Source organism: Synechococcus sp. Nb3U1 (assembly GCF_021533835.1).
In the GTDB taxonomy this organism is placed as follows: domain Bacteria; phylum Cyanobacteriota; class Cyanobacteriia; order Thermostichales; family Thermostichaceae; genus Thermostichus.
This window is the reverse complement of the sequence record NZ_JAKFYQ010000002.1, coordinates 551,250-570,785: the sequence shown is the minus strand read 5'-3', so window position 1 is coordinate 570,785 and position 19,536 is coordinate 551,250. Positions and strand designations below refer to the sequence as shown.

19 protein-coding genes are annotated in these 19,536 nt (G+C 54.5%); 7 read left to right on the top strand and 12 right to left on the bottom strand.

The genetic code is table 11. The features are described 5' to 3' along the window. Positions 1-11: 11 nt before the first annotated feature. Positions 12-1,826 (bottom strand): calcineurin-like phosphoesterase C-terminal domain-containing protein, encoded by a 1,815-nt coding sequence (locus L1047_RS13230; protein ID WP_235279434.1) that lies wholly within the window; start codon positions 1,824-1,826, stop codon positions 12-14. 615 nt (positions 1,827-2,441) lie between these two features. Here L1047_RS13230 and L1047_RS13225 point away from each other — a divergent pair. Continuing rightward, complete coding sequence (locus L1047_RS13225) at positions 2,442-4,634, top strand: M48 family metalloprotease (RefSeq protein WP_235279433.1); 2,193 nt, start codon at positions 2,442-2,444, stop codon at positions 4,632-4,634. Here the strand turns inward: L1047_RS13225 and L1047_RS13220 are convergent. The 8 genes from L1047_RS13220 to glpX form a co-directional block, all read right to left on the bottom strand. After that, a complete protein-coding gene (locus L1047_RS13220) occupies positions 4,631-5,566 on the bottom strand; it encodes a response regulator (RefSeq protein WP_235279432.1) in 936 nt (311 codons plus the stop codon). The genes L1047_RS13225 and L1047_RS13220 overlap by 4 nt on opposite strands. Beyond that, positions 5,539-6,285, bottom strand: a complete 747-nt coding sequence (locus tag L1047_RS13215; RefSeq protein ID WP_235279431.1) for a PAS domain-containing protein — start codon at positions 6,283-6,285, stop codon at positions 5,539-5,541. The genes L1047_RS13220 and L1047_RS13215 overlap by 28 nt, the downstream gene beginning before the upstream one ends. 164 nt (positions 6,286-6,449) lie before the next feature. Continuing rightward, positions 6,450-8,267, bottom strand: coding sequence for a translational GTPase TypA (typA, locus tag L1047_RS13210; protein WP_235279430.1), 1,818 nt, complete (start codon positions 8,265-8,267; stop codon positions 6,450-6,452). Between the two features lie 126 nt (positions 8,268-8,393). Beyond that, complete coding sequence (locus L1047_RS13205; protein WP_235279429.1) at positions 8,394-8,876, bottom strand: DUF4351 domain-containing protein; 483 nt, start codon at positions 8,874-8,876, stop codon at positions 8,394-8,396. Between the two features lie 15 nt (positions 8,877-8,891). After that, positions 8,892-9,269, bottom strand: a complete 378-nt coding sequence (locus tag L1047_RS13200; RefSeq protein ID WP_235279428.1) for a hypothetical protein — start codon at positions 9,267-9,269, stop codon at positions 8,892-8,894. A 340-nt stretch (positions 9,270-9,609) separates the two neighbouring features. After that, positions 9,610-9,717 carry a photosystem II reaction center protein Ycf12/Psb30 gene (gene psb30, locus L1047_RS13195; protein WP_235279688.1) on the bottom strand — a complete coding sequence of 36 codons (108 nt, stop codon included), beginning with the start codon at positions 9,715-9,717 and terminating at the stop codon, positions 9,610-9,612. A 112-nt stretch (positions 9,718-9,829) separates the two neighbouring features. Then, positions 9,830-11,125: a glutamyl-tRNA reductase gene (locus L1047_RS13190; RefSeq protein ID WP_235279427.1), complete on the bottom strand. Its 1,296-nt coding sequence runs from the start codon at positions 11,123-11,125 to the stop codon at positions 9,830-9,832. 328 nt (positions 11,126-11,453) lie between these two features. Further along, entirely contained in the window at positions 11,454-12,494 is a 1,041-nt protein-coding gene (gene glpX / locus L1047_RS13185; protein ID WP_235279426.1) for a class II fructose-bisphosphatase, read from the bottom strand. Between the two features lie 259 nt (positions 12,495-12,753). Between glpX and L1047_RS13180 the strand changes: the two genes are divergently transcribed. Beyond that, on the top strand, positions 12,754-13,035 hold the full coding sequence (locus L1047_RS13180; RefSeq protein ID WP_235279425.1) for a DUF1830 domain-containing protein: 282 nt from the start codon (positions 12,754-12,756) through the stop codon (positions 13,033-13,035). Positions 13,036-13,131: 96 nt separating this feature from the next. On the opposite strand, the gene L1047_RS13175 is transcribed toward L1047_RS13180, so the two are convergent. After that, entirely contained in the window at positions 13,132-13,359 is a 228-nt protein-coding gene (locus L1047_RS13175) for a hypothetical protein (protein WP_235279424.1), read from the bottom strand. A gap of 199 nt (positions 13,360-13,558) precedes the next feature. Here L1047_RS13175 and L1047_RS13170 point away from each other — a divergent pair, with 199 nt between their 5' ends. Continuing rightward, positions 13,559-14,161 (top strand): peroxiredoxin, encoded by a 603-nt coding sequence (locus L1047_RS13170; RefSeq protein ID WP_235279423.1) that lies wholly within the window; start codon positions 13,559-13,561, stop codon positions 14,159-14,161. A gap of 202 nt (positions 14,162-14,363) precedes the next feature. Here the strand turns inward: L1047_RS13170 and L1047_RS13165 are convergent, their stop codons facing one another. Then, entirely contained in the window at positions 14,364-14,798 is a 435-nt protein-coding gene (locus L1047_RS13165; protein WP_443081718.1) for a photosystem I reaction center subunit II PsaD, read from the bottom strand. A 233-nt stretch (positions 14,799-15,031) separates the two neighbouring features. Here L1047_RS13165 and L1047_RS13160 point away from each other — a divergent pair, with 233 nt between their 5' ends. Both L1047_RS13160 and L1047_RS13155 read left to right on the top strand, forming a co-directional pair. Beyond that, entirely contained in the window at positions 15,032-15,892 is an 861-nt protein-coding gene (locus L1047_RS13160; protein ID WP_235279422.1) for an arginase family protein, read from the top strand. After that, entirely contained in the window at positions 15,889-16,548 is a 660-nt protein-coding gene (locus tag L1047_RS13155) for a class I SAM-dependent methyltransferase (RefSeq protein WP_235279421.1), read from the top strand. The genes L1047_RS13160 and L1047_RS13155 overlap by 4 nt, the downstream gene beginning before the upstream one ends. A gap of 112 nt (positions 16,549-16,660) precedes the next feature. On the opposite strand, the gene L1047_RS13150 is transcribed toward L1047_RS13155, so the two are convergent. Then, a complete protein-coding gene (locus L1047_RS13150) occupies positions 16,661-17,257 on the bottom strand; it encodes a LabA-like NYN domain-containing protein (RefSeq protein WP_235279420.1) in 597 nt (198 codons plus the stop codon). 213 nt (positions 17,258-17,470) lie between these two features. On the opposite strand from L1047_RS13150, the gene sfsA reads away from it, so the two are divergent. Together sfsA and L1047_RS13140 are read left to right on the top strand one after the other, a co-directional pair. Continuing rightward, positions 17,471-18,190, top strand: coding sequence for a DNA/RNA nuclease SfsA (gene sfsA / locus L1047_RS13145; protein ID WP_235279419.1), 720 nt, complete (start codon positions 17,471-17,473; stop codon positions 18,188-18,190). Positions 18,191-18,268: 78 nt separating this feature from the next. Continuing rightward, positions 18,269-19,528 carry a GTP cyclohydrolase II gene (locus tag L1047_RS13140; RefSeq protein WP_235279418.1) on the top strand — a complete coding sequence of 420 codons (1,260 nt, stop codon included), beginning with the start codon at positions 18,269-18,271 and terminating at the stop codon, positions 19,526-19,528. Positions 19,529-19,536 lie beyond the last annotated feature (8 nt).

Here is a 19,536-nt window from a genome sequence, read left to right as displayed (position 1 = left end):
AGGGATCCTTACTACCCCTCCCAAAGCGCATTATCCCAGTACTTGAAGGGTCGTTCTGTTCGCACTTCGAAGGGGATCTGCTCCACAAATTCCCGCCCGTAGCGATCCTTCACCGTAACCCTGGCCACATGGGATCCCACTGGCAGATCGGCAGACAATGGCAACCGCCAGAGATGGGTGGAACTGTTGGCAATACCCCAACTGGCCATACCCTGAGGAGCTACCGGCCCAAAACGGGATCCCTGCCAAATCTCAAATCCCTGAGCCCGCTCATCTCCAGAGGTACTCTTATAGGCGTAGCGCCCAATGGTTAGCTGGCGGAGTACCGCGAAAGGATCCGCATACTCTGCCCCCGACAAAATATCTTCCCCTTCTCCCGCCTGAGTCCGAACCATCTCCTGGGGATCGCCCCCATCGATGCTGGCCATGACCTCGGTGTTGCGTTCCCCGCTCCAAACATTGGCCGTCAAGTAAACCCCTGCCGCTAGCTCATCCGGGGTAAAGAGCTTCAGATCCTCCAGATCATTTACCGTCAGGGGAGGGATCTCCTCAGTGCCTGGGCCTTTTTCGTCTTGCCATTGCCAGAGGGTGGTAAACCAGGAGCGGAAGGCTGGGGTGTTAAATGATAAAGCCATCTTCCGATCCTGAGCTTGATTAGAGGCATAGAAGTCTACGCGGTAGTCAGCACCGTCAAATTGGAGGATCAAGTAGCCGGGAGGCGTGCCCCCACGGGTGAAGGCCATCGGGATCCCGTCGAAGCTAAAATCCCCCTGCCACCAGTTACCGGAAGGTGCGCCCCCCACGATATGGTCAAAAGGAAGGCGGGAAACCTCCACTTGCTCCTGCCAGCCCTTGTAGGATTCTCCTGTGGCAAGAATTTCGTAGGTGTGTGTGTGTCCCGAAAGGGATAAAGCCGGTCGCCCTTCCAGGAGTTGATAGAGATCATTGGCATTATCGGTTTGGTGGCGCCCAGTATTGCTGTCGATAAAAGACACCAGCGGAATGTGATGCATCAGCACCACCAACTTATTCTTGGGCACATACTCCAAAGTGTTCTGCAACCAAGTCATCTGCTGCTCAGGAACCCGGGCATTGTAGGTGGGATCCGCATCTGCCCGAGTACAAGCTTCACGGCCACCCGTACCGCTATCGGCCTCACCACAGGGGTAAACCACATTATCCAGCACAGCGAAGAAAACGTCGCCAATTTCAAAGCTAAAGTAATTGGGGCCATAAATGCGGCGCCAACTGTCTGCCGAGTCCTCATCGGAATTAGCATCAAAGTCGTAGTCATGGTTACCGTGGATGTAATACTGAGGCAAACCAACGGCTCCCATCACATTCATAAATCTCGGCAATAGGTTGAGGTCATCCCCAATCACATCCCCCAGCAAAATCATGCACCTTGAGGAAGAGAGATCCTGGGCAAGAAGATCTTTGACAATCGTATCCCGGACATAGCCTATCTCGGTGTTGGAGTAGGGCTGTGTATCTCCCATCACCACACAGGAGAAGGAGCTTGTTTCCTCGCTGCGAGTTAAGGGAAAATCAACAGAGTCTGGCAATGGCCCGGTTGGGGCTATCCCACCATAGCGAAGTTGTGTGGGTGTACCCTCTGGCTTGTGGATGTAGGAAAATTGCGGCACATAGTCTTCATTTAGGGGCACTCTGTAGCCAGAAGGCTTACTGACCATAACGGTCATGTTATCGAAGACGGGCAGGCTATAGGCTCCCTCCGAGTCCGTTAGGGTCACATCACGCCCATTGGAGACAATGATCTCCGGGATCCCAGGCTCATCTGCTTGATGTTCGCCATCCTGATTCAAATCCTCAAAAACAATCCCCGATACCGTCTCTCCCGAGACCGAGACTTCTGTACCAGAGCTGGCAACAGCTCTGTCAAAGGGAGCACTAAACTTGACCGACTCTCCAGTGGATTGCGTATAAAAGAAAAAAGCTGCTATAAAAACGACAACAAGACCTAATCTAAGAGTTATCTGTTTGACGTAGCGGCTCATTGTTGTAATCTTCCTATTGTACTATTGTACTCTTCTTGTTCTTTGATTTTTTGCGCAGACCACAATCCTGACCGAGAAAAAGTGAGATGCCAACCAAGATAAGTTTAAGATTTGAGCATGGCTCGGTTAAGTCATTTTCTCGGAATATTTGCAGATGTTGCCTTGAGTTTTGGCAACCTAACTGAGCCAACAAGTGTATTTTTTCTGCTGGCTGCCATAAGGTACGGGAGTGCCGCCATCGGCGTGGATAGACAGTGGATAGATAAATGGATAGACAAAATTCATCTGGGATCCCGAACGGGCTACCCCACCCAGATAGATTTGCTGGTCTCTCAACTACCCTCTTCGGGGGGATAAGGCATCCCTAGGTCGGATCCCTGGGTAAGCTGGGGTAGCAGGCAGATCCGCGACAGGAGCAAGCTGATGATCTCCGATGCCGTTCGGGCAGGCAAAGAGGCGCTGCGGCAGGGCCGTTTTCAAGAAGCCATTCAACTTTTTGAAGATTACTTGGCCCAAGGGATCCCGGCAGCCCAACCCGAGGGCGAAATCCTAGAAGCCAAAATGAACCTGGTCAGGGCCTACCATCAATCGGGGCTAATGCAAAAGGCGCGTTCCCTCTGCCTCGAACTGCTACAACACCCCAACCCACAAGTGCAAAGCTGGGCCCAAAAAATCCTGCCCCGCCTGCCCGTCCTAGAAAAGCTCTCAAATCCTTCACCCGCTCAAGCTGCCGAAAAGCGTTCTGCTCCCCCCCTCCCTGTAGAGCCAGCCCCTCGGACTCAACCCGATGCGGGATCCCCGTCTTCTCATCAACGGGCTACCCAACTGGGCATGAAGATTCCCTTGCCGGATCGGGCCGGATCCTTGCGCTGGGCCAAGTGGGGATCCCTTGTGGTGGCGATTGCCCTGCTCTGGTGGCTTTGCTTTGTGCTGGTGGGCGGACAATTGGATTTCAACCGTTTGGGGTTTCCACGGCAACTGTCTGGGTTGCGGGGCTTGCTGCCCTGGTTGCGCAATGGCTTGCGCGGGTTGGTAGCCGGTAGCTTAGCGGTCAACTTTGGGGTGGGCATTTTGTTTTTTGCCCCTTGGTTGATGGATCAGCTCCACCAGCGGCTACACAAATTGCGCTGGGCCAGTCTCAGTGAGATCGAGCGCCACAGTCCCGAAACCGCCCGCCTCCTGCAACGGATCTGCGCCCAGAAACAGGTGAAACAACCTCGCCTCGGGGTGATCCCGAACGCTGGGCCGCTCGCTTTTGTCTATGGCACCCTGGCCGATGGCTGCCGAATTGTAGTCACCCAAGGGCTGCTGGAGCAACTTTCCGAGGACGAAATCGCCGCTGTGTATGCTCAGGCTTTAGGGCGAATAGTTAATGGGGATGCCCTGTTCATGACGCTGCTGGGATCCCCGATTCAACTGATTTACCTGGCTTTAGAGCAGGTGAGCAAACTGGGGGAAGGGCGGGGCCAGAGCCGGCGCAAAGACTTGATCGGCCATGTCGCCCCTCTGCTCTATCTGGTTTACACTTTGTTGTCCTACCCACTTTTTTTCTTGTGTCGCTTGGGTACCTATCATGCCGACCATTTTGCGATCGAGGTAACGGGCAATCCCAACGGGTTGATCAGCGCTCTGCTCAAAAGTGCCGATGGGATCCAAGAAGCCCACAAAACGATCAAGCGACCCTCCTCCCTGTTGCACTGCACCCGCCTGTTTAGCTTCCTGGATTTCAAGACTACCACTGCTGCCGGGGCAGCCAATCGCGTTGAGGATCCGGGGCAGGCCGGGCGAGTGTTTCTCTGGGATCAGTACAACCCCTGGGCGCGGTGGATGCAGGTCAATTCCAGCCACCCATTGATGGGGCACCGACTCAATCTCTTGGCTGGCTACGGAGAACGCTTGCGCTTGCCCATTGAGCTGGGACTCAACAGCAAAGACGGGCAAAGGTTGGATAGTGCCCGCTTGAAAGGCAAATTTTGGCTGGATCTGGCCATTTATGCTGCCGAGGTGGTCGGGATCCTGATCGGCTGGCTGGTGGGGTTGATCCTATACTTGGCCATGCAAAATCGGTTGGATCCGAAGGTGATCGTGGCGGCGGTGGTGGCGGGCTACGGGGTGGGGCTGTGGGCCAAGGCGGGCTTGATGTATCCACGCACCTTAGAGGCCAGGCCAGCGGATGTGCTGACTTTGGTTGCGGATCCCTATGCGGATCCCCGTCGAGGCCAGTGGGTGGAACTGGAAGGGGAATTAGTGGGGTTAGGGCGCTCCGGTTATCAACTAGGGGCAGAGCTGAAGCTACAGGATGCAACAGGCTTGATCCCGGTGCGTTTTACCTCTCCTTTAGGGCCGGTGGGCAATGTTTTTTCTGGTCTGAAACGGCTCCGCGCTTTAATGGGCAAACGGGTCAAGCTGGTGGGCTGGTTTCGCCGGGGCAATACCGCCTGGTTGGATCTGGCCTATGTGCAGGTGGGCAACGAAAAAATTCACAGCCGTCCGCGCCTGTGGCTGATCCTGTTTGGGGCGGGTATGGTTGCGACTGGAATCTGGGGGGCATTTTACTTCCCCAATTTGGCCTTTTATCTGCGGCAGCGGGGGCGACCCCAATTTTGGTTGGGCTAACGGGATCCCCCTGGGCATAACACACGCTGCAAGGTTGTCAACAATTTTTCGGCGGTATGAGGCTTGCTGAGAAACGCCTTCACATTGCTGCTGGCCAAGGCGGCACTATGTCCATTGGTTAATAGTCCGCTAATGGCAATTACCTTCAAATCTGGTTGCAATTGTAAAAGAGCACGAATAGTTTGCGCTCCATCCATAACCGGCATCATCATATCTACTAAAGCTAGGGCGACTTCTTTCTGATGTTGGACGAACTGCACAATCACCTCCGTTCCTTCACTGGCTGTAAGTACGCGGTAGCCGAAATGCTCCAGAGTCGAACGGGTCAATTCTCGAATGTCTGGTTCGTCATCCACTAACAGAATCAGTTCTTCCTGTCCACGGGGCAATTCCCTCTGCTGATCTCGATAGGCTACGGTAATGGCGTTTTCGACAGCGGGGAGGTAAACCTTGAATTGACTGCCCTGCCCTACCTCAGAGTAGACATTGATGAATCCACCATGACTTTGACTTTGAATGATCCCCAAAACGGTGGAAAGCCCCAAGCCAGTCCCTTGCCCTAGGGGTTTAGTGGTGAAAAACGGCTCAAAAATTTTCTGCTGCATTTCGGGAGGGATCCCGCTGCCAGTGTCGCTAACGGAGATCGCCACATAAGGCCCAACCTTGGCGTCGATGTGAACGCGCACATAATTTTCATCAATAAAAAAATTTTCGACGAGTTGCTTTTTCTCAGTAATATCCCGCACCGCCATTAGAAAGTAGGTCTCCCCCTGCAACGAAAAACAACGGCCACTCATAATCACCAGAATTAAGGTGCCATCTTTGCGTTGATGCTGACTTTCCAACTCAAATGGAGATCCTGTGGCTACGGCTTTTAGAAACCCTTCAAATTTTGCTTGCTCTTTCAGGGGCAGCAGTTGTAGGCCAGACAAACCAATGAAAGCAACTCCTCACGGCTACGACCCAAAAGGGGTTCTGTTTGCGAGTTTAAGTATGTAAAGTTCCACTCAGCATCTACTAAGAAGAAACCATCGGTAATGCTTTCCAAAATTGCTGTGATTTTGGCTTCAGCGGCTTGGGCCTGTTTTCGTGCCGAATGTTCTTGTTCAAAAAGGGCTATAGGTTCTTGCTCCAGCCGTTTCTTTGCCGTTATATTTTCGTAAATGGTGCAGATAGTGCATTCATCAAGAGGCAAAACCTTAACTTGGAAAACACTTTCGACCACTTGTCCATCACCGTAGGTTAAATCTTCGCCTTCCCATGGCTGGCCGGACCATAGAACGTCCGTGTACAGCCGCAAAATACCCCGCGACTCTACCTCTGGGAACACATCCACCATCCGCTGGCCCAATTGGGTCGTCAACTCAAAACCCAACAACTGGGAAGCAGCGGGGTTGGCATAGATCAAGCGAAAGGTGCTGGGATCCCTTGGATCAGACAATGACCAGACGATTATCCCCAGGACTAAGCCCTGTAAGATCATGGGGAAATAGTGCGACGTTGAAGAAGAGACAGAATCGCTCGCCTCCACACCGCAGATCTTGCCTGGTACGGAGAGGGATCCCTGTTCAGAGACAGGGTGCTTGGGTTTGCTCTCCATACGCCTCAGGGATTGAAGGTGCCGGCGCACTTCGATGGGGTGAGCAGCCATCTTGGCAGGAAATGCCTTACCGATCTGCTGTTTTTAGGTCGAGCCAGAGCTCATCCAGAGCCAGTAACCCTTCCCATGATAGGGCACCCAACTAATCAAGGAAACATTTCATACCATCTCTAGGCCAAAATGCCTCGTTGATTTCCCGTTAGGAATCTGTTTGGTTAACGGCGAGAGGTGGTCAACTGAGCTTTACGCAGGCGCACCGACTGGGGTGTAATCTCCACCAGTTCATCCTCGCTGATATATTCCAGAGCCCGCTCTAGATTCATATCCACAGGGCTTTGCAGATGCACCAATTCTTCGCCGCCGGCGGCACGGTGATTGGTCAACTGCTTGGTTTTGCAGATATTTAATTCCAGATCTTGCGGGCGATTGTGCTCGCCCACCACCATGCCCTTGTAAACACGGGTACCGGGAGTGATGAAAAACACGCCCCGATCCTCGGCATTTTTGAGGGAGTAGCTGGTGGCCACCCCTTCTTCAAAGGCGATCAGCACCCCGTTGCGACGCATCTCCATTTCGGCGGTCAGGGGGCGGTACTCCAAAAAGCTGTGGCTCATGATCCCTTCGCCACGGGTCATGCGGATGAATTCACCCCGAAACCCAATCAACCCTCGCGCCGGAATGACAAATTCCAACTGTGCCCGGCCATCGGAGCCGACCATCATGTTCTGCATTTCGCCACGTCGCTGTCCCAGCCGTTCGATGCAGGATCCCATCGCCGATTCCGGCACATCCAGTACTAAGCACTCGTAGGGTTCGTAGGGTTGGCCATTCACCTCGCGGAAGATCACCCGTGGCTGTCCCACCTGGAACTCATAGCCTTCCCGCCGCATGGTTTCGAGCAAAATGCCCAAGTGCAGTTCACCCCGACCCGACACCAAGAAGCGATCCGGAGAGTCGGTTTCTTCCACCCGCAGGGCGACGTTGGTTTCCAACTCCCGCATCAGTCGATCCCGCAGTTGCCGGGAGGTGACAAAGGTGCCCTCCTGACCGGCAAAAGGGGAATCGTTGACGCAGAGCACCATCTGCAGGGTCGGCTCATCCACCTTGATCAAGGGCAGGGCCTGGGGATTTTCAGGAGAGGTGAGGGTGTGGCCAATGTTGGCATCCGCAAATCCGGCCACCGCCACAATTTGTCCAGCCGTGGCTTCAGTAAGTTCGATCCGCTGCAAACCCTGAAAGCCAAACAGCTTAGTCACCTTGTTTTTGACGATCTTGCCCTCTTCCTTCACTAGGGCCAGTTGCTCCCCCAGACGAATGGTGCCGTTGTGGATCTTGCCGATGACGATCCGGCCCAGATACTCCGAGTATTCCAGGGTGGTGACTTGCAACTGCAGCGGCTTGCTGGCATCTCCAATCGGGGGGGGAACGTGCTTGAGGATCCCGTTAAAAAGGGGCTGCATATCCAGGGATCCGCTGTATTTCCCCTCCAAAAAGTCGTTGAGGTCGGCTTCTTCGAGGGCAAAGCCCTGCAGTCCAGAGGCAAACAGATAGGGAAAATCGCACTGGTCTTCGTCCGCTCCTAGCTCCAAAAATAGATCCAGCACTTTGTCAATGGCTTTATAAGGCTCGGCGCGAGGCCGATCAATTTTGTTCACCACCACGATCGGGCGGAGGCCCTTTTCCAGAGCCTTGCGCAATACAAAGCGGGTTTGCGGCATCGGGCCTTCGTTGGCATCCACGATCAGCAGGCACCCTTCCACCATCCCCAGCACCCGTTCCACCTCACCACCAAAGTCGGCGTGGCCGGGCGTATCGACGATATTAATCAGGGTTTCGCCGTAGCGAACCGCCGTATTTTTAGACAGGATGGTGATGCCCCGTTCCCGCTCCAGGGTATTGGAGTCCATCACACAGCTGGGAATGTCTTCCCCCTCGCGAAAGGTACCCGCCTGCCGCAACAGCGCGTCCACGAGGGTCGTTTTACCATGGTCAACGTGGGCGATGATGGCGACGTTACGGATGGGGAGTGACATAAATGAAGCCAGGTGAGATAGAGCGCCTGAGGCAAGCTGCCGCAAGCATTTGTTTACAACTCTAACGCAAAGGAGCGTTACATTGCTAAACAGCTTCGCTAGCCCTACACCTCTACCGGTGGCTCCCTAAATTGACTCCAAGGAGGGATCCCTCAGCCAGGCCATGAGATCTGCCGGAGTTTGAAACTCTAACAACGCTTCTGCCAGAGCTTCTAGTTGTTGGGTGGATAGCGCTCCAATGGTTTCGGCTACTCCCTCCTGCAATGGCCCCAACTTTCGTCGCAGTTGTCGAAGGGTAAGTACAGTGGCTTCCTGCTGTAAACCTTGCTGCAGGCCCTGCTGTAAACCCTGTTCCAACCCCTCCCGGAGAGCTTCTGCTCGCCACTCTTGGTAAATGACGGATTCTCGCATTATTGCCCCTCCCAACAGGTTACGGATTGCCTCTGGTGTCCATGTTAATCCAGCCAAAACGGCTGTGGCGGCTTGCACTTCTCGTTGCAGCTTGAGATCAGGTATGGAGGCAGTGGACTCAGCGACCTGGCGCAGATAAGCCTTCGGATTTTCCGGCTGTGTAAGGACAAGAAAGGGGAGGAGCACTGGATGAGCCAACAGACCCCTTGGATCCTACTCCCACAGGCGCAAGACCTGGAATTGATGAAACAGGGATCCTCTTTGAAAATAGGTTTGATACACCCGCTCAGACTGGGTTTTTCTAAGGTAGATCACGATCTGTCGCACTTGCTTGTGGGGATAGCGTCGATACAAGCGCAGACAGTAATCGGCCATACGAAAAGGAATTTCTGGATCCGGATCCGTTTGAAATTCTAAATGTAGAAGCAGCTCTCCTGCTTCCAGGAGAATCAAAGAATCAGCCCGCAAAGGTTGGCTAGAAAGCTCGGTCGGCTGCATCTGAGCTGCGACCACCGGATATCCCAACAGCCACTCCGCAAAGGCGTTGGGAAACATTTCCACCAAATACTTGCAAACATTATTGTAGGCCACTTTCTCTCCTCACTCCTCCCGAAAGAGCTGGTTGAGAGAAAGCCACCCCACTGCAGGTACTTCCTATCACAGATTACAGACCTTTCACGGGTTTCCTGTGACGATGCCTGTACTTGCGTCCCCTGCAAGGCCTCCGGCCCGCTGGCGCGATGAGCAACGGATGGGCAAGTCTATAGCCTTTCCCGACTTTACGAGGAGCCTTCGATAAAGCTACATCCTTGTCAGGCAAAGATTGATTTGGACTCGCTGCAGTCGATAACGCTGGAAAAGGCTGACTGGGCGACTAGAGAAAGGGCTGTAGCTGCTAACTCGTAGAGACAACTGCCGGACTCTCCAAACCTCACATATCGGCGCCGCGCAGGTAGAGCAAAAAGATCACTACCGGGCCAGCCAAGACGATCAAGGCCAACAGCGCCAACTGCACAAACACTTCGTATTGTCCGAACATAACCCCAAGTCCCATGGCTTACGTTTTGTATCCTAAGGGCAGCCCCCCACCTAGAATGAGAGAGCTGTTACAATTCTTTAAGTCTTGCGGGTACTTCCCCGTCAAGGGATCCCTAGCGTTCCTGCTGCGCCTGAAACAGCATCGGATCTAGGTTAAACAGCTCCTGAAGGGTGTGCATGGCGGCTCGCCGCGCCTCGATATCCCGCTTGGCCCGCAGTTGCACCATCGGGTCATGCAGGATTTTGTTGACGATGCCCCGTGTCAGGGCGTCAATGACTTCCAGATGCTTTTCGGCGAAGTCTTTGCCCAGGCGGGAGAGGGCTTTTTCCATCTCCTGCTCACGAATCGATTCCACCTTGTGGCGCAGGCTGGAGATGGTGGGTACGGTCTCCAGGGAGCGCCACCACTCCATGAACTGATCCACTTCTTCCTCCACTAAAGCTTCGGCGGCCAGGGCCAGCTTTTGCCGCTGGGCCCGGTTTTCCTCCACAATGCGGGAGAGGTGATCCACATTGAACACCTGTACCCCCTTCAGTTTCTCCACTTCTGGAGCAATGTTGCGGGGCACGGAAATATCCACCAACAGGATGGGCTGATCCGGCTGTAGCACTCCTTCCAGTTGCTGGTAAGTCAAGATGGGTTGGGTGGCCGCAGTGCTGGTGAAGACCAAGTTTGACTCCGCCACACTGCTCAATAGGGCATCCCAGGGCAGCACTTGGATCGGTTGCTCGAATTGCTTAACCAGTTCCTCAGCTCGCTCCAGGGAACGGTTCACCACCGTAATATCCACCGCACCTTTGGCCAACAGGTGCTGCACCAGCAGACGGGACATTTTCCCGGCCCCAACGACGGTGATCTTGCCTTGAGAGAGGGATCCCTGTTCTTGCAAAGCCAGCTCCACTGCAGCGGAGCTGATGGACATGGCCCCAGTGCCGATCTCCGTTTCGGTGCGGATGCGCTTACCGGCGGTGATGGCCGCCTTGAAGAGGCGATTGAGAATGCGATCCATGCCATTGCAGGCTTGACCCAGTTGCTGGGCTTTCTTCACCTGCGAGAGGATTTGCCCTTCCCCTAGCACCAAGCTATCCAGACCGGCGGCCACCCGGATCAGGTGCATAGCGGCGTCTTGGTAGATGAGGGTGAACAAATGGGGACGCAGTTGGGCCAACGGGATCCCTTTGGATTCGGCCAAAAACTGCATCGTCTGCCGTACGCCACTCTCCATTTCTGGGGTGACGATATAGACTTCTAGCCGATTACAGGTGCTGAGGATCGCAGCTTCCTCGATGTGAGGGTAGGCGCAAAGCTGCTGGATCGTATCCCCCACCTCCATCTCAGGAATGCTGAGTTGCTCCCGAATTTCCACAGGAGCCGTGCGATGGCTAAGACCGACAACCGCGATAAACATGCCTCTCCGTCGTCTCTACACAGAAAGTTATTAAAAACAGCAACCCTGAACAAAAGCAAATTTTGTTTCAGAGAGAACCGGAAAGCCGTGACCGATGCGGAGGAACTCCCTTCGCCTGAGTCCAGCAAGGTTAGGCAACTTTTCTCAGCCTACCTAAACCCTAGAACCAGTATCGAGCGGGTTTTGCAGGATTTTGCTGAAGAGTTATTACGTTTTTTGCGGGCCAAATTCGATAGATTTCGTAATCTTCCCAATGAGATACAGAAAACAGAGGCGACCTTCGCCATCGGAAAGCCGCCCATGCAGTCCGTCTGTGCAACGGGATCCCTCAGCGCAGTTGTAAGCCGCGTGGCTGGCCATCTTTCATGTGGATGGTATCCACGAAGCGGACGGTGCGGGATTGGCTGGAGATGATCAAAGACTCAGTACGGGCCCCACCGCCGAAGAAACGTACCCCCTTCATTAGGTCGCCATCGGTGATTCCTGTGGCTGCAAAGAGGACTTCCTGACCGCTAGCTAGCTCTTCACATTCCCAAACCTTGTCTGGATCCTCAATGCCCTTCTCTTTGAGTTCCCGCCGGGTTTCTTCGATCGGGGGCAAATAGGTACCCGCCTGCACCACTTCAGGGTCGTAGATCAGCCGCCCTTGGAAATGGGCTCCTAAGCAGCGCAAGGCTGCCGCGGAAATGACCCCCTCTGGAGCAGCCCCGATCCCCATCAGGGCATGGATACCGGAGCCGTTAAAGCCCGCCGAGAGGGCTGCCGAGATATCCCCATCGGTGATCAGCTTCACCCGTGCCCCAGTGTTGCGGATTTGTTGGATGAGTTGAGCGTGGCGCTTGCGATCCATAACGATCACCGTCAGGTCGGAGATCTCCCGATCCAAGCTTTCGGCGATGATTTGTAGGTTCTTTTCGGGGGGATAGTCGATGTGGACTTTGCCCTTGGCTTGGGGGGGAGCCGCCAGCTTTTGCATGTAGATGTCCGGGGCATTGAGGAGGCCGCCTTTTTCGGAAATGGCCAGCACCGCCATAGAGCCGTTCTGCCCCTTGGCCACCAAGTTGGTCCCCTCGCAGGGATCCACCGCAATATCAATTTCCACCAACTCCTCGAGGCGGCAGAATTGATCCGCATCTGGGCGGGTGCAAATGCCCACCTCTTCGCCGATATAGAGCATGGGGGCTTCGTCACGGGTGCCTTCACCAATCACGATCCGTCCGCGCATCAGGATCTGGTTCATCTTTTCCCGCATCGCTTCCACGGCTACCTGGTCGGCAGTCTTGTTGTCCCCTTTTCCCATCCAACGGGCGGAGGCAATAGCGGCCTGTTCCACAACTTCGATAATTTCCAGTCCCAACTTATTGTCCACGGCGTGCTCCCTTGGTGATGTCGGAATGATTAAGACCAACTTAAGGATGTCTTCAGATTGTTCTTCTTAGTTTACCAGGGCAGGCTTCTTCTCGGGATCCGATTTTCTTGTCTGGAATAATCTGAAAGAACAAATCGCCCAAAGTCAAGCAGCAAGAGCGATCCCCGTCTTGGCAGCTTGCTATTGTCGCTCGGGGATAGGGGGTGATACCCTGGCTTAAAGGCAATAAGTTTTTCTTAACCCCATTAAAAAAAGCGCAATGAAAAGATACGCCTTCATCAATGGTTCCGGTCAGGTTCAGGTGATCCGAACGATCCCCGGTCATTGGGAGCGCACCCTCTTCCCTGGCCAGCATGCCATTTTTGAGGCGGATCCCGACGACTATCTGGAGATCTACAGCTGCTCATGTTCCACCACCATGTTGGAGGAACGGCGGCCTTGCCGCTGCTTGTTGGATTCGGCAATGCCTGAGGTTGAACCCACTCGCTACCAATGGTTACCCCCTGAGCTAGGGATCCTGGCGGACGCGGTGAATGGGTGAAGGGTTGGGTTGAGAACCTGGATCTAAATCCTGATAAACCTGGGGATCGCTTGTCCTGAGCTTGATCCCCGTCCTCTAGGGGCTGTTCACCGATATCTAGGTGCTTTGCTTACCAGATTCTACCGAGACTCCATCAGGGGGACGGATCAGGCAGCTTCCCCGCAGGGCATTGCGGAAGGTGTCGATGCGTTCGATGCGGTTTTGAAAGCCACAGTGGGGGCAATACAGTTGATCCCCTGGCTGCGGCTCCACATCCGCCTGGCTCCACCAACGCTGACAGTGATCGCAACAGAAGTGATAGAGGAACTCTAGAGCCACCCTCATGACGACGGGATCCCTGGGCTACAAACGGGAAAAGATGAACCTGTCGGGCTGCTGTATCAATAGAGGATCATTGACATCCCCTGGGGCTTATCCCCCCAGGGATCCTCCCTCATCCTCAGTAAGACAAACTCGTTATGAGTATGGTATATTAAGTTTGGTTTACACTCCCACGTCACTCTACTATAAGGAGCCTTGACTTATGTCTCAGGAAGGATGTCTGCGCGTCGGCCAGTCCGCCCCAGATTTTTCTGCCACTGCCGTCTACGACATGGAATTCAAGACGGTCAAGCTCTCGGACTACAAGGGCAAAAAGTATGTGGTGCTGTTCTTCTATCCTTTGGACTTCACCTTTGTCTGCCCCACTGAGATCACGGCCTTTAGCGATCGCTACGCCGACTTTGCCAACCTGGATACCGAAATCCTGGGTGTTTCTGTGGATAGCGAATACTCTCACTTGGCTTGGACTCAAACCGACCGCAAAGCCGGGGGTGTGGGTGAGCTGAAATATCCTTTAGTGTCTGACCTGAAAAAAGAGATCAGCGCTGCGTACAATGTCTTAGATCCGGAGGCGGGCGTCGCCCTGCGTGGCCTGTTCATCATTGATAAAGAAGGCATTATCCAGTACTCCACCATCAACAACCTCGCCTTTGGTCGGAGCGTAGATGAAACCTTGCGCATCCTGCAAGCCATCCAGTATGTGCAAACCCATCCGGATGAAGTCTGCCCGGCCAACTGGCAGCCCGGCCAAAAAACCATGAATCCCGACCCGGTGAAATCTAAGGAGTTCTTCGCTGCCGTTTGAGTCTGATTTTTGCCTGATTTTGGATTGAGGGATCCCTGCACACCCAGCCGGATCCCCACCGCTTTTGGGTTCAGCTCCAGCTCTGTTTGGGTTGGAGCTTTTTGTTTGTTTGTACCTCCTGCTGCCACGAAAAATCCCCTGGCTGAGCCAGGGGATCTACAGCAAACGTAGTAACCAAAGCCTAATCCAGCTAGGGTGGAGACTAGTCCCAGGGTTTCTGAGGGGTGAATTTGTAGCTGATTGGCTCTTTGTTTTTGCCGATGTTGTGATCGACTTTGCCAACAGTGTCTCGGCCTTCGTTGGCCTTCTCAGGGAAAACGCCATCCTTGGGATGCACCAGCACCGGATCCCCACCTGCGGGAATGCGGAAGATTTGGTGGTCCTTGATCTTGTAGTCAGAGATCAACTGAGCCCCTAGAGCCAGGCATTGTTCTTTGCGAGCCAAGGTGAGGAAATTTTTGCCCTCCACCATTTCGGCAGCGCCGCCTGTGGGCATTTCAAACACTTGCCCTGGCTTGCCTGTCCAAGTGATCACGTATTTTTCTTCGGTTTCGGCTGCGCTCAACAGCCCTCCGGTGGATCCCCCAAATAGGGGCAACGTAGCCCCCTGACGGGGATCGCCTTCCATCACAGCCATAGCCTACCTTCTCGTTGTTGTTTGCGTTGTCCAGGCCGCGTTTGTGGTTGCGGCGCGGAGCACTTTGAATCTACCACCGACCCGATTTTTGACCCCAGACCCACTTGGGAACTGTAATCTTTCGTAGCAGATCCATCCTGCTTCGAGAGGGCTCCCGGCCCGCCCAGTGAGTCACTATAGAAATAGAAACAGGTGACAGAAACAAGTGATGTTCTGGTAAAGGATCAACGCCTATGGCCCGGTGGTCACTCCATCCCAGCTCCCAATCCAATGCCAGAATCGTTCTGATTCCGACTGCTTTCGGCAATGATACTCAGGCACCGATGGCGATTCTCAATGCCGGTTCAGACCTGTGTGCCTTTGAGCCCAGACTGGGGATCGATGTGGATAGCTTGGCGGTGGCGCAATTGTCGGGGCTGGTGGATGAACCTCCCTACAGCATGTGTGAGGCAGCGGTCACTCAGGCTTGGCGACGACAACAATGGCCGGTGCTTTTGCCTTCGGTACTCTCCGCCAGTTGGGGAGCGATTCGGGCTCTCTGGAAGCATCACCCCAACTTGAGTGTGGTGCATTGCAGTGCCCATGCCAACCTGATGCCCTCTCCGGAAATGACCCAGCCGGATCAAGATATGGGCTATGGCAGTGCGGCCTGGGTGGAGTTGCTCTACCAGCACAAAATGCCGGTGGTGCATGTGGGGCTACGCAGTGGCAGTGCCCGCGCCTATGAATGGCTGAAAAACCATCACAGCCCGATATTCTGGGCACAAGATAGCTGGGAGCCGCAACAGGTGGTGGAGGCACTGCCGGATCAGCCGGTTTTTTGGGTGCTGGACTGCAATGTGTTGGATCCTTCCTTGGTGGAGGCGGTGCATCACCCGGAGCCAGGAGGCTTGAGTTGGTTCCAACTGTTGCAAACTTGTGAGGCTGTCTTTGCCGCCCGCAATGTGGTCGGCCTTTCGCTGGGAGGGGTGGCGGTGGGATCCTCAACACGACAAACCGCTCGTGCTGTGGCCCGCCTGCTCAATTGGTTGCTGGCCTGCCACGGCTGCCATTCCCTTGGGGCAACAACTCAACCTCAAACCGCTTCGGCATGAATATCTACCGTCGGGTGATCTTTCCGCGTCTATTGGATCTATCCCTCTCTGGAGAGCTGGTAGGGCGCTATCGGCGGGAGCTTCTGGCTAATGTGCGGGGGATCGTTCTAGAGATTGGGTTTGGCACCGGTCTCAACCTCTCCCATTACCCAGAGCACATCCAGACCATCACGGTGGTGGATCCCAACCCCGGCATGGGATCCCTGGCTCGCCGACGTATGGCTTGTTCCTCCATTGCAGTCGATTGGCAAGTGGTGGATGCACAACAACTACCTTTTCCGAATCAAAGCTTTGACAGTGTGGTCAGTACCTGGACGCTGTGTAGCATTCCCGATTTGGCCAGGGCTTTGCAGGAAATTCAGCGGGTGCTGCGGGTGGGGGGCAAGTTGTTTTTTCTCGAACACGGCCTCAGCAGGGATCCCCAGATTCAAAGATGGCAACATCGCCTTAACCCCATTCAGAAGGTGATCGCAGATGGCTGCAACCTGAATCGGGATATGGCCCAGTTGATTCGAGGGGCAGGGTTCCAGTTTGAGGAGCTAGAGCAGTTTTACATGCCCAATCAGCCGAAGTTTATCGGCTACCTCTATCGAGGCATTGCGATCCCTGATCTAGAAAGGAAACCAGAATTGACAGCCTTTTCCAGCGTTATCTAATACAGCAAATTCAGGTCAATCCCTTGCCCCATAAGATTTTTTGCCTAGCTCAAGGGCCTGTGTAAAATCGGACAAGGCCGTGAAGAAGAAGCTGACAACCAGAGGTAGGAGTTCATCCTTCGTCCTCCTCGTCGGTGGTGAACCCTGGTCGGTATAGATAAGAAGGGCGATTGGTTTTCTTGATTTGGTCTTTGAGCGATTCTAGATCGATGTAGCGATCCGCCAGGTTGATCAGTTGATCGCTGGTCATAGAGCGTAAGCTAACCACTTCCACCCGTACCCCCTGGTAGCTGACGGCGTTGACCGCATAGGCCAAATCCCCATCGCCGCTCACCAGCACGGCGGTCTCATACCAACGCACCAAAGACAGCATATCCACGGCAATTTCTACATCCAGATTGGCCTTTTTGGAGCCATCGGGCAGTTGAGTCAGGTCTTTGGTGACCACGCGATAGCCATTGCGGCGCATCCAGAGCAAAAAGCCCTGCTGCTTTTCATTGTTGCGGTCTACGCCTGTGTAAAAAAATGAACGTAAGAGGGGAGAACGGCCACTCAAAGTCTTGAGTAGGCGGGTGTAGTCGATCTCAATGCCAAGTTGCAGGGCCGCATAGAAAAGGTTGGATCCATCGATGAATATGGCTACACGTCCACGGTTGTCCTGCAAGGGATCCGCAGACTGAAAGCCGGGATCAGGCTCAAGACGCAGCATTCGGGGTTTCTTCTCCAGGTTTTAACAAAGGGGCAGAAAAAAAAGGGTTATTAAGGGTTATTAAATGAGGATAGAGGGCAAATACAGCGGGCCTCAGACCCTGAGACACGTCCTTCACCCTAGCGCAGGAAGAGGGATCCGAGAGAAGATTTCCAAAATCCTATAGAAAAAATACCTATTGGATAACCTATTTTATGAGGATGACCTTTACCGATGCAGTCCAGGAATCCACAAGCCCCCTACCGCTTCCCGACCCCGTTGCATCCAGGGGTGTTGCTAAGCCGCTACAAACGATTTTTTGCTGATGTGGAGCTGGCGAACGGTGAACGGGTCACAGCCCATTGTCCGAACACGGGGCCGATGAGTGGGGTGTGTCAGGTGGGTGCACCGGTGTACCTTTCCCACCACAGCGATCCGAAGCGGAAGCTGGCCTACACCTGGGAAATGATCCACGTCGATGGGGTATGGGTCGGGATCAATACGAGTTTACCTAACCGGCTGGTGGCGTGGGGATTGGAACAGGGGTGGTTCCCGCAATTAACTGGCTTTTCTCGCTGGCAACGGGAGGTGGCCTATGGCAAGAGCAAAATTGACTTTCTGCTGGCCGGAGAATCTGGCTCAGCCTATCTGGAGATTAAAAATACCACCTGGGCTAGGGGATCCCAGGCTCTATTCCCGGATACGGTGACCACCCGCGGCCAAAAACACCTGGAGGAGTTAATGCAGGTGCGCCAACAGGGGCACCGGGCCCTGTTGCTCTACTTGATCAACCGCGGTGACTGCACAGAATTTTCCCCTGGCGAAGACCGGGATCCCCGCTACGCTCAGTTGTTTCGGCAGGCAGTACAGGCGGGGGTGGAAATGTTGCCTTACCGCTTCGAGATTTCACCGGAAGGGATCCGCCCCCTGGGGTTGGCCAAAATGGTGGATTAGGCTGCCGAAACGGCGACTGGTGCTGTCTCGAAACGGCTGGGGATCGCCTAAAATGCTGTTTTCCCCAACATTTGGGCTATGGTCGAACCTTCCTCCCGTCCCCGTCACATCGTCCTCACCTCCCATCCCTCCCCCTATGGGGCGCAAACCCAGCCGATCCGCTGGGGATCCCTTGATCCGCTACAGCGTGGCCCAGTGGTGGGTAGCCTGACTAACCCTGCCCATCGCAATGTGATTGGAACCCATTCGGGGGCCTATGCGCTTTATCGGGCCTTGGCAGTGGCCAGTGGAGCCTTACAGGCGGATCACCGCGCCGATTTGACCAATACCGCCCCGGTGGTATCCATTGGCCCCTATGCCAGCTGGGGGGATCCGGATCGGATCGTGTCTTTGGATCCCTGGGGAGCGACTGTGGGAGAAGCCTTTGCCCCCTTTTATGCCCAGGGCTACGATATTCGCCCCACCATTGCCATCACCCAGGCCCACATCAACATGCCGGAGCTGCAGGAGGCGGTGGTCAAGGGGCGGTTACAGGTGGATGGCCAGATCTTGAAAGAAAATGGCGACCTAGTGGTGACCAAAGCGGCGATTGAACCGGTCTGGTATTTGCCAGGCATGGCCAAACGGCTTCAGGTGAGCGAAAGCCTGCTGCGACGTACTCTCTTCGAACAAACCGGGGGGATGTTCCCAGAATTGGTGACCCGCTCGGATCTGTCGGTCTTTTTGCCCCCCATCGGAGGTCAGACGGTGTACATCGTTGGGCAAGTGGCCGCTATCACTGATTCGGCTCTACCCCTCACCGTGCGGGTTCACGATGAATGCAATGGATCGGATGTGTTTGGTTCGGATATTTGTACCTGCCGTCCCTATCTAGTGCATGGCATCGAGGAATGCATTAAAACGGCACAAGCAGGTGGAGCTGGGGTAATTGTGTACCTGCGCAAAGAGGGCCGTGCTCTAGGAGAAGTGACTAAGTTTCTGGTCTACAACGCTCGCAAACGTCAGGAGGGAGGGGATCGGGCCGATGCCTACTTCACCCGTACCGAATGTGTGGCAGGGGTGCAGGATATGCGCTTTCAGGAGTTGATGCCGGATGTGCTCCATTGGCTGGGCATCACCCGCATCGACCGCCTGATTTCCATGAGCGACCTGAAGTATCGGGCTATCACTAGCTCCGGCATTGAGGTGGTAAAGCGGGTGCCCATCCCAGAAGAATTGATCCCGGCGGATGCTCGCGTGGAGATCGAGGCCAAAAAAGCTGCTGGTTACTATACCGAAGGCGAGGTGCCGGATGCAGAGCGACTGGCCCAAACCAAAGGACGAGCCTTGGTGGAGTGAGCAGGATC

Bases quoted from the DNA above. Each gene is read 5' to 3' on its own strand.
- L1047_RS13225 (WP_235279433.1), top strand. From the start codon at position 2,442: ATGATCTCCGATGCCGTTCGGGCAGGCAAAGAGGCGCTGCGGCAGGGC.
- L1047_RS13215 (WP_235279431.1), bottom strand. From the start codon at position 6,285: ATGGCTGCTCACCCCATCGAAGTGCGCCGGCACCTTCAATCCCTGAGG.
- typA (WP_235279430.1), bottom strand. From the start codon at position 8,267: ATGTCACTCCCCATCCGTAACGTCGCCATCATCGCCCACGTTGACCAT.
- psb30 (WP_235279688.1), bottom strand. From the start codon at position 9,717: ATGTTCGGACAATACGAAGTGTTTGTGCAGTTGGCGCTGTTGGCCTTG.
- L1047_RS13190 (WP_235279427.1), bottom strand. From the start codon at position 11,125: ATGTTTATCGCGGTTGTCGGTCTTAGCCATCGCACGGCTCCTGTGGAA.
- L1047_RS13180 (WP_235279425.1), top strand. From the start codon at position 12,754: ATGAAAAGATACGCCTTCATCAATGGTTCCGGTCAGGTTCAGGTGATC.
- L1047_RS13175 (WP_235279424.1), bottom strand. From the start codon at position 13,359: ATGAGGGTGGCTCTAGAGTTCCTCTATCACTTCTGTTGCGATCACTGT.
- L1047_RS13170 (WP_235279423.1), top strand. From the start codon at position 13,559: ATGTCTCAGGAAGGATGTCTGCGCGTCGGCCAGTCCGCCCCAGATTTT.
- L1047_RS13165 (WP_443081718.1), bottom strand. From the start codon at position 14,798: ATGGCTGTGATGGAAGGCGATCCCCGTCAGGGGGCTACGTTGCCCCTA.
- L1047_RS13160 (WP_235279422.1), top strand. From the start codon at position 15,032: ATGGCCCGGTGGTCACTCCATCCCAGCTCCCAATCCAATGCCAGAATC.
- L1047_RS13155 (WP_235279421.1), top strand. From the start codon at position 15,889: ATGAATATCTACCGTCGGGTGATCTTTCCGCGTCTATTGGATCTATCC.
- L1047_RS13150 (WP_235279420.1), bottom strand. From the start codon at position 17,257: ATGCTGCGTCTTGAGCCTGATCCCGGCTTTCAGTCTGCGGATCCCTTG.
- sfsA (WP_235279419.1), top strand. From the start codon at position 17,471: ATGCAGTCCAGGAATCCACAAGCCCCCTACCGCTTCCCGACCCCGTTG.
- L1047_RS13140 (WP_235279418.1), top strand. From the start codon at position 18,269: ATGGTCGAACCTTCCTCCCGTCCCCGTCACATCGTCCTCACCTCCCAT.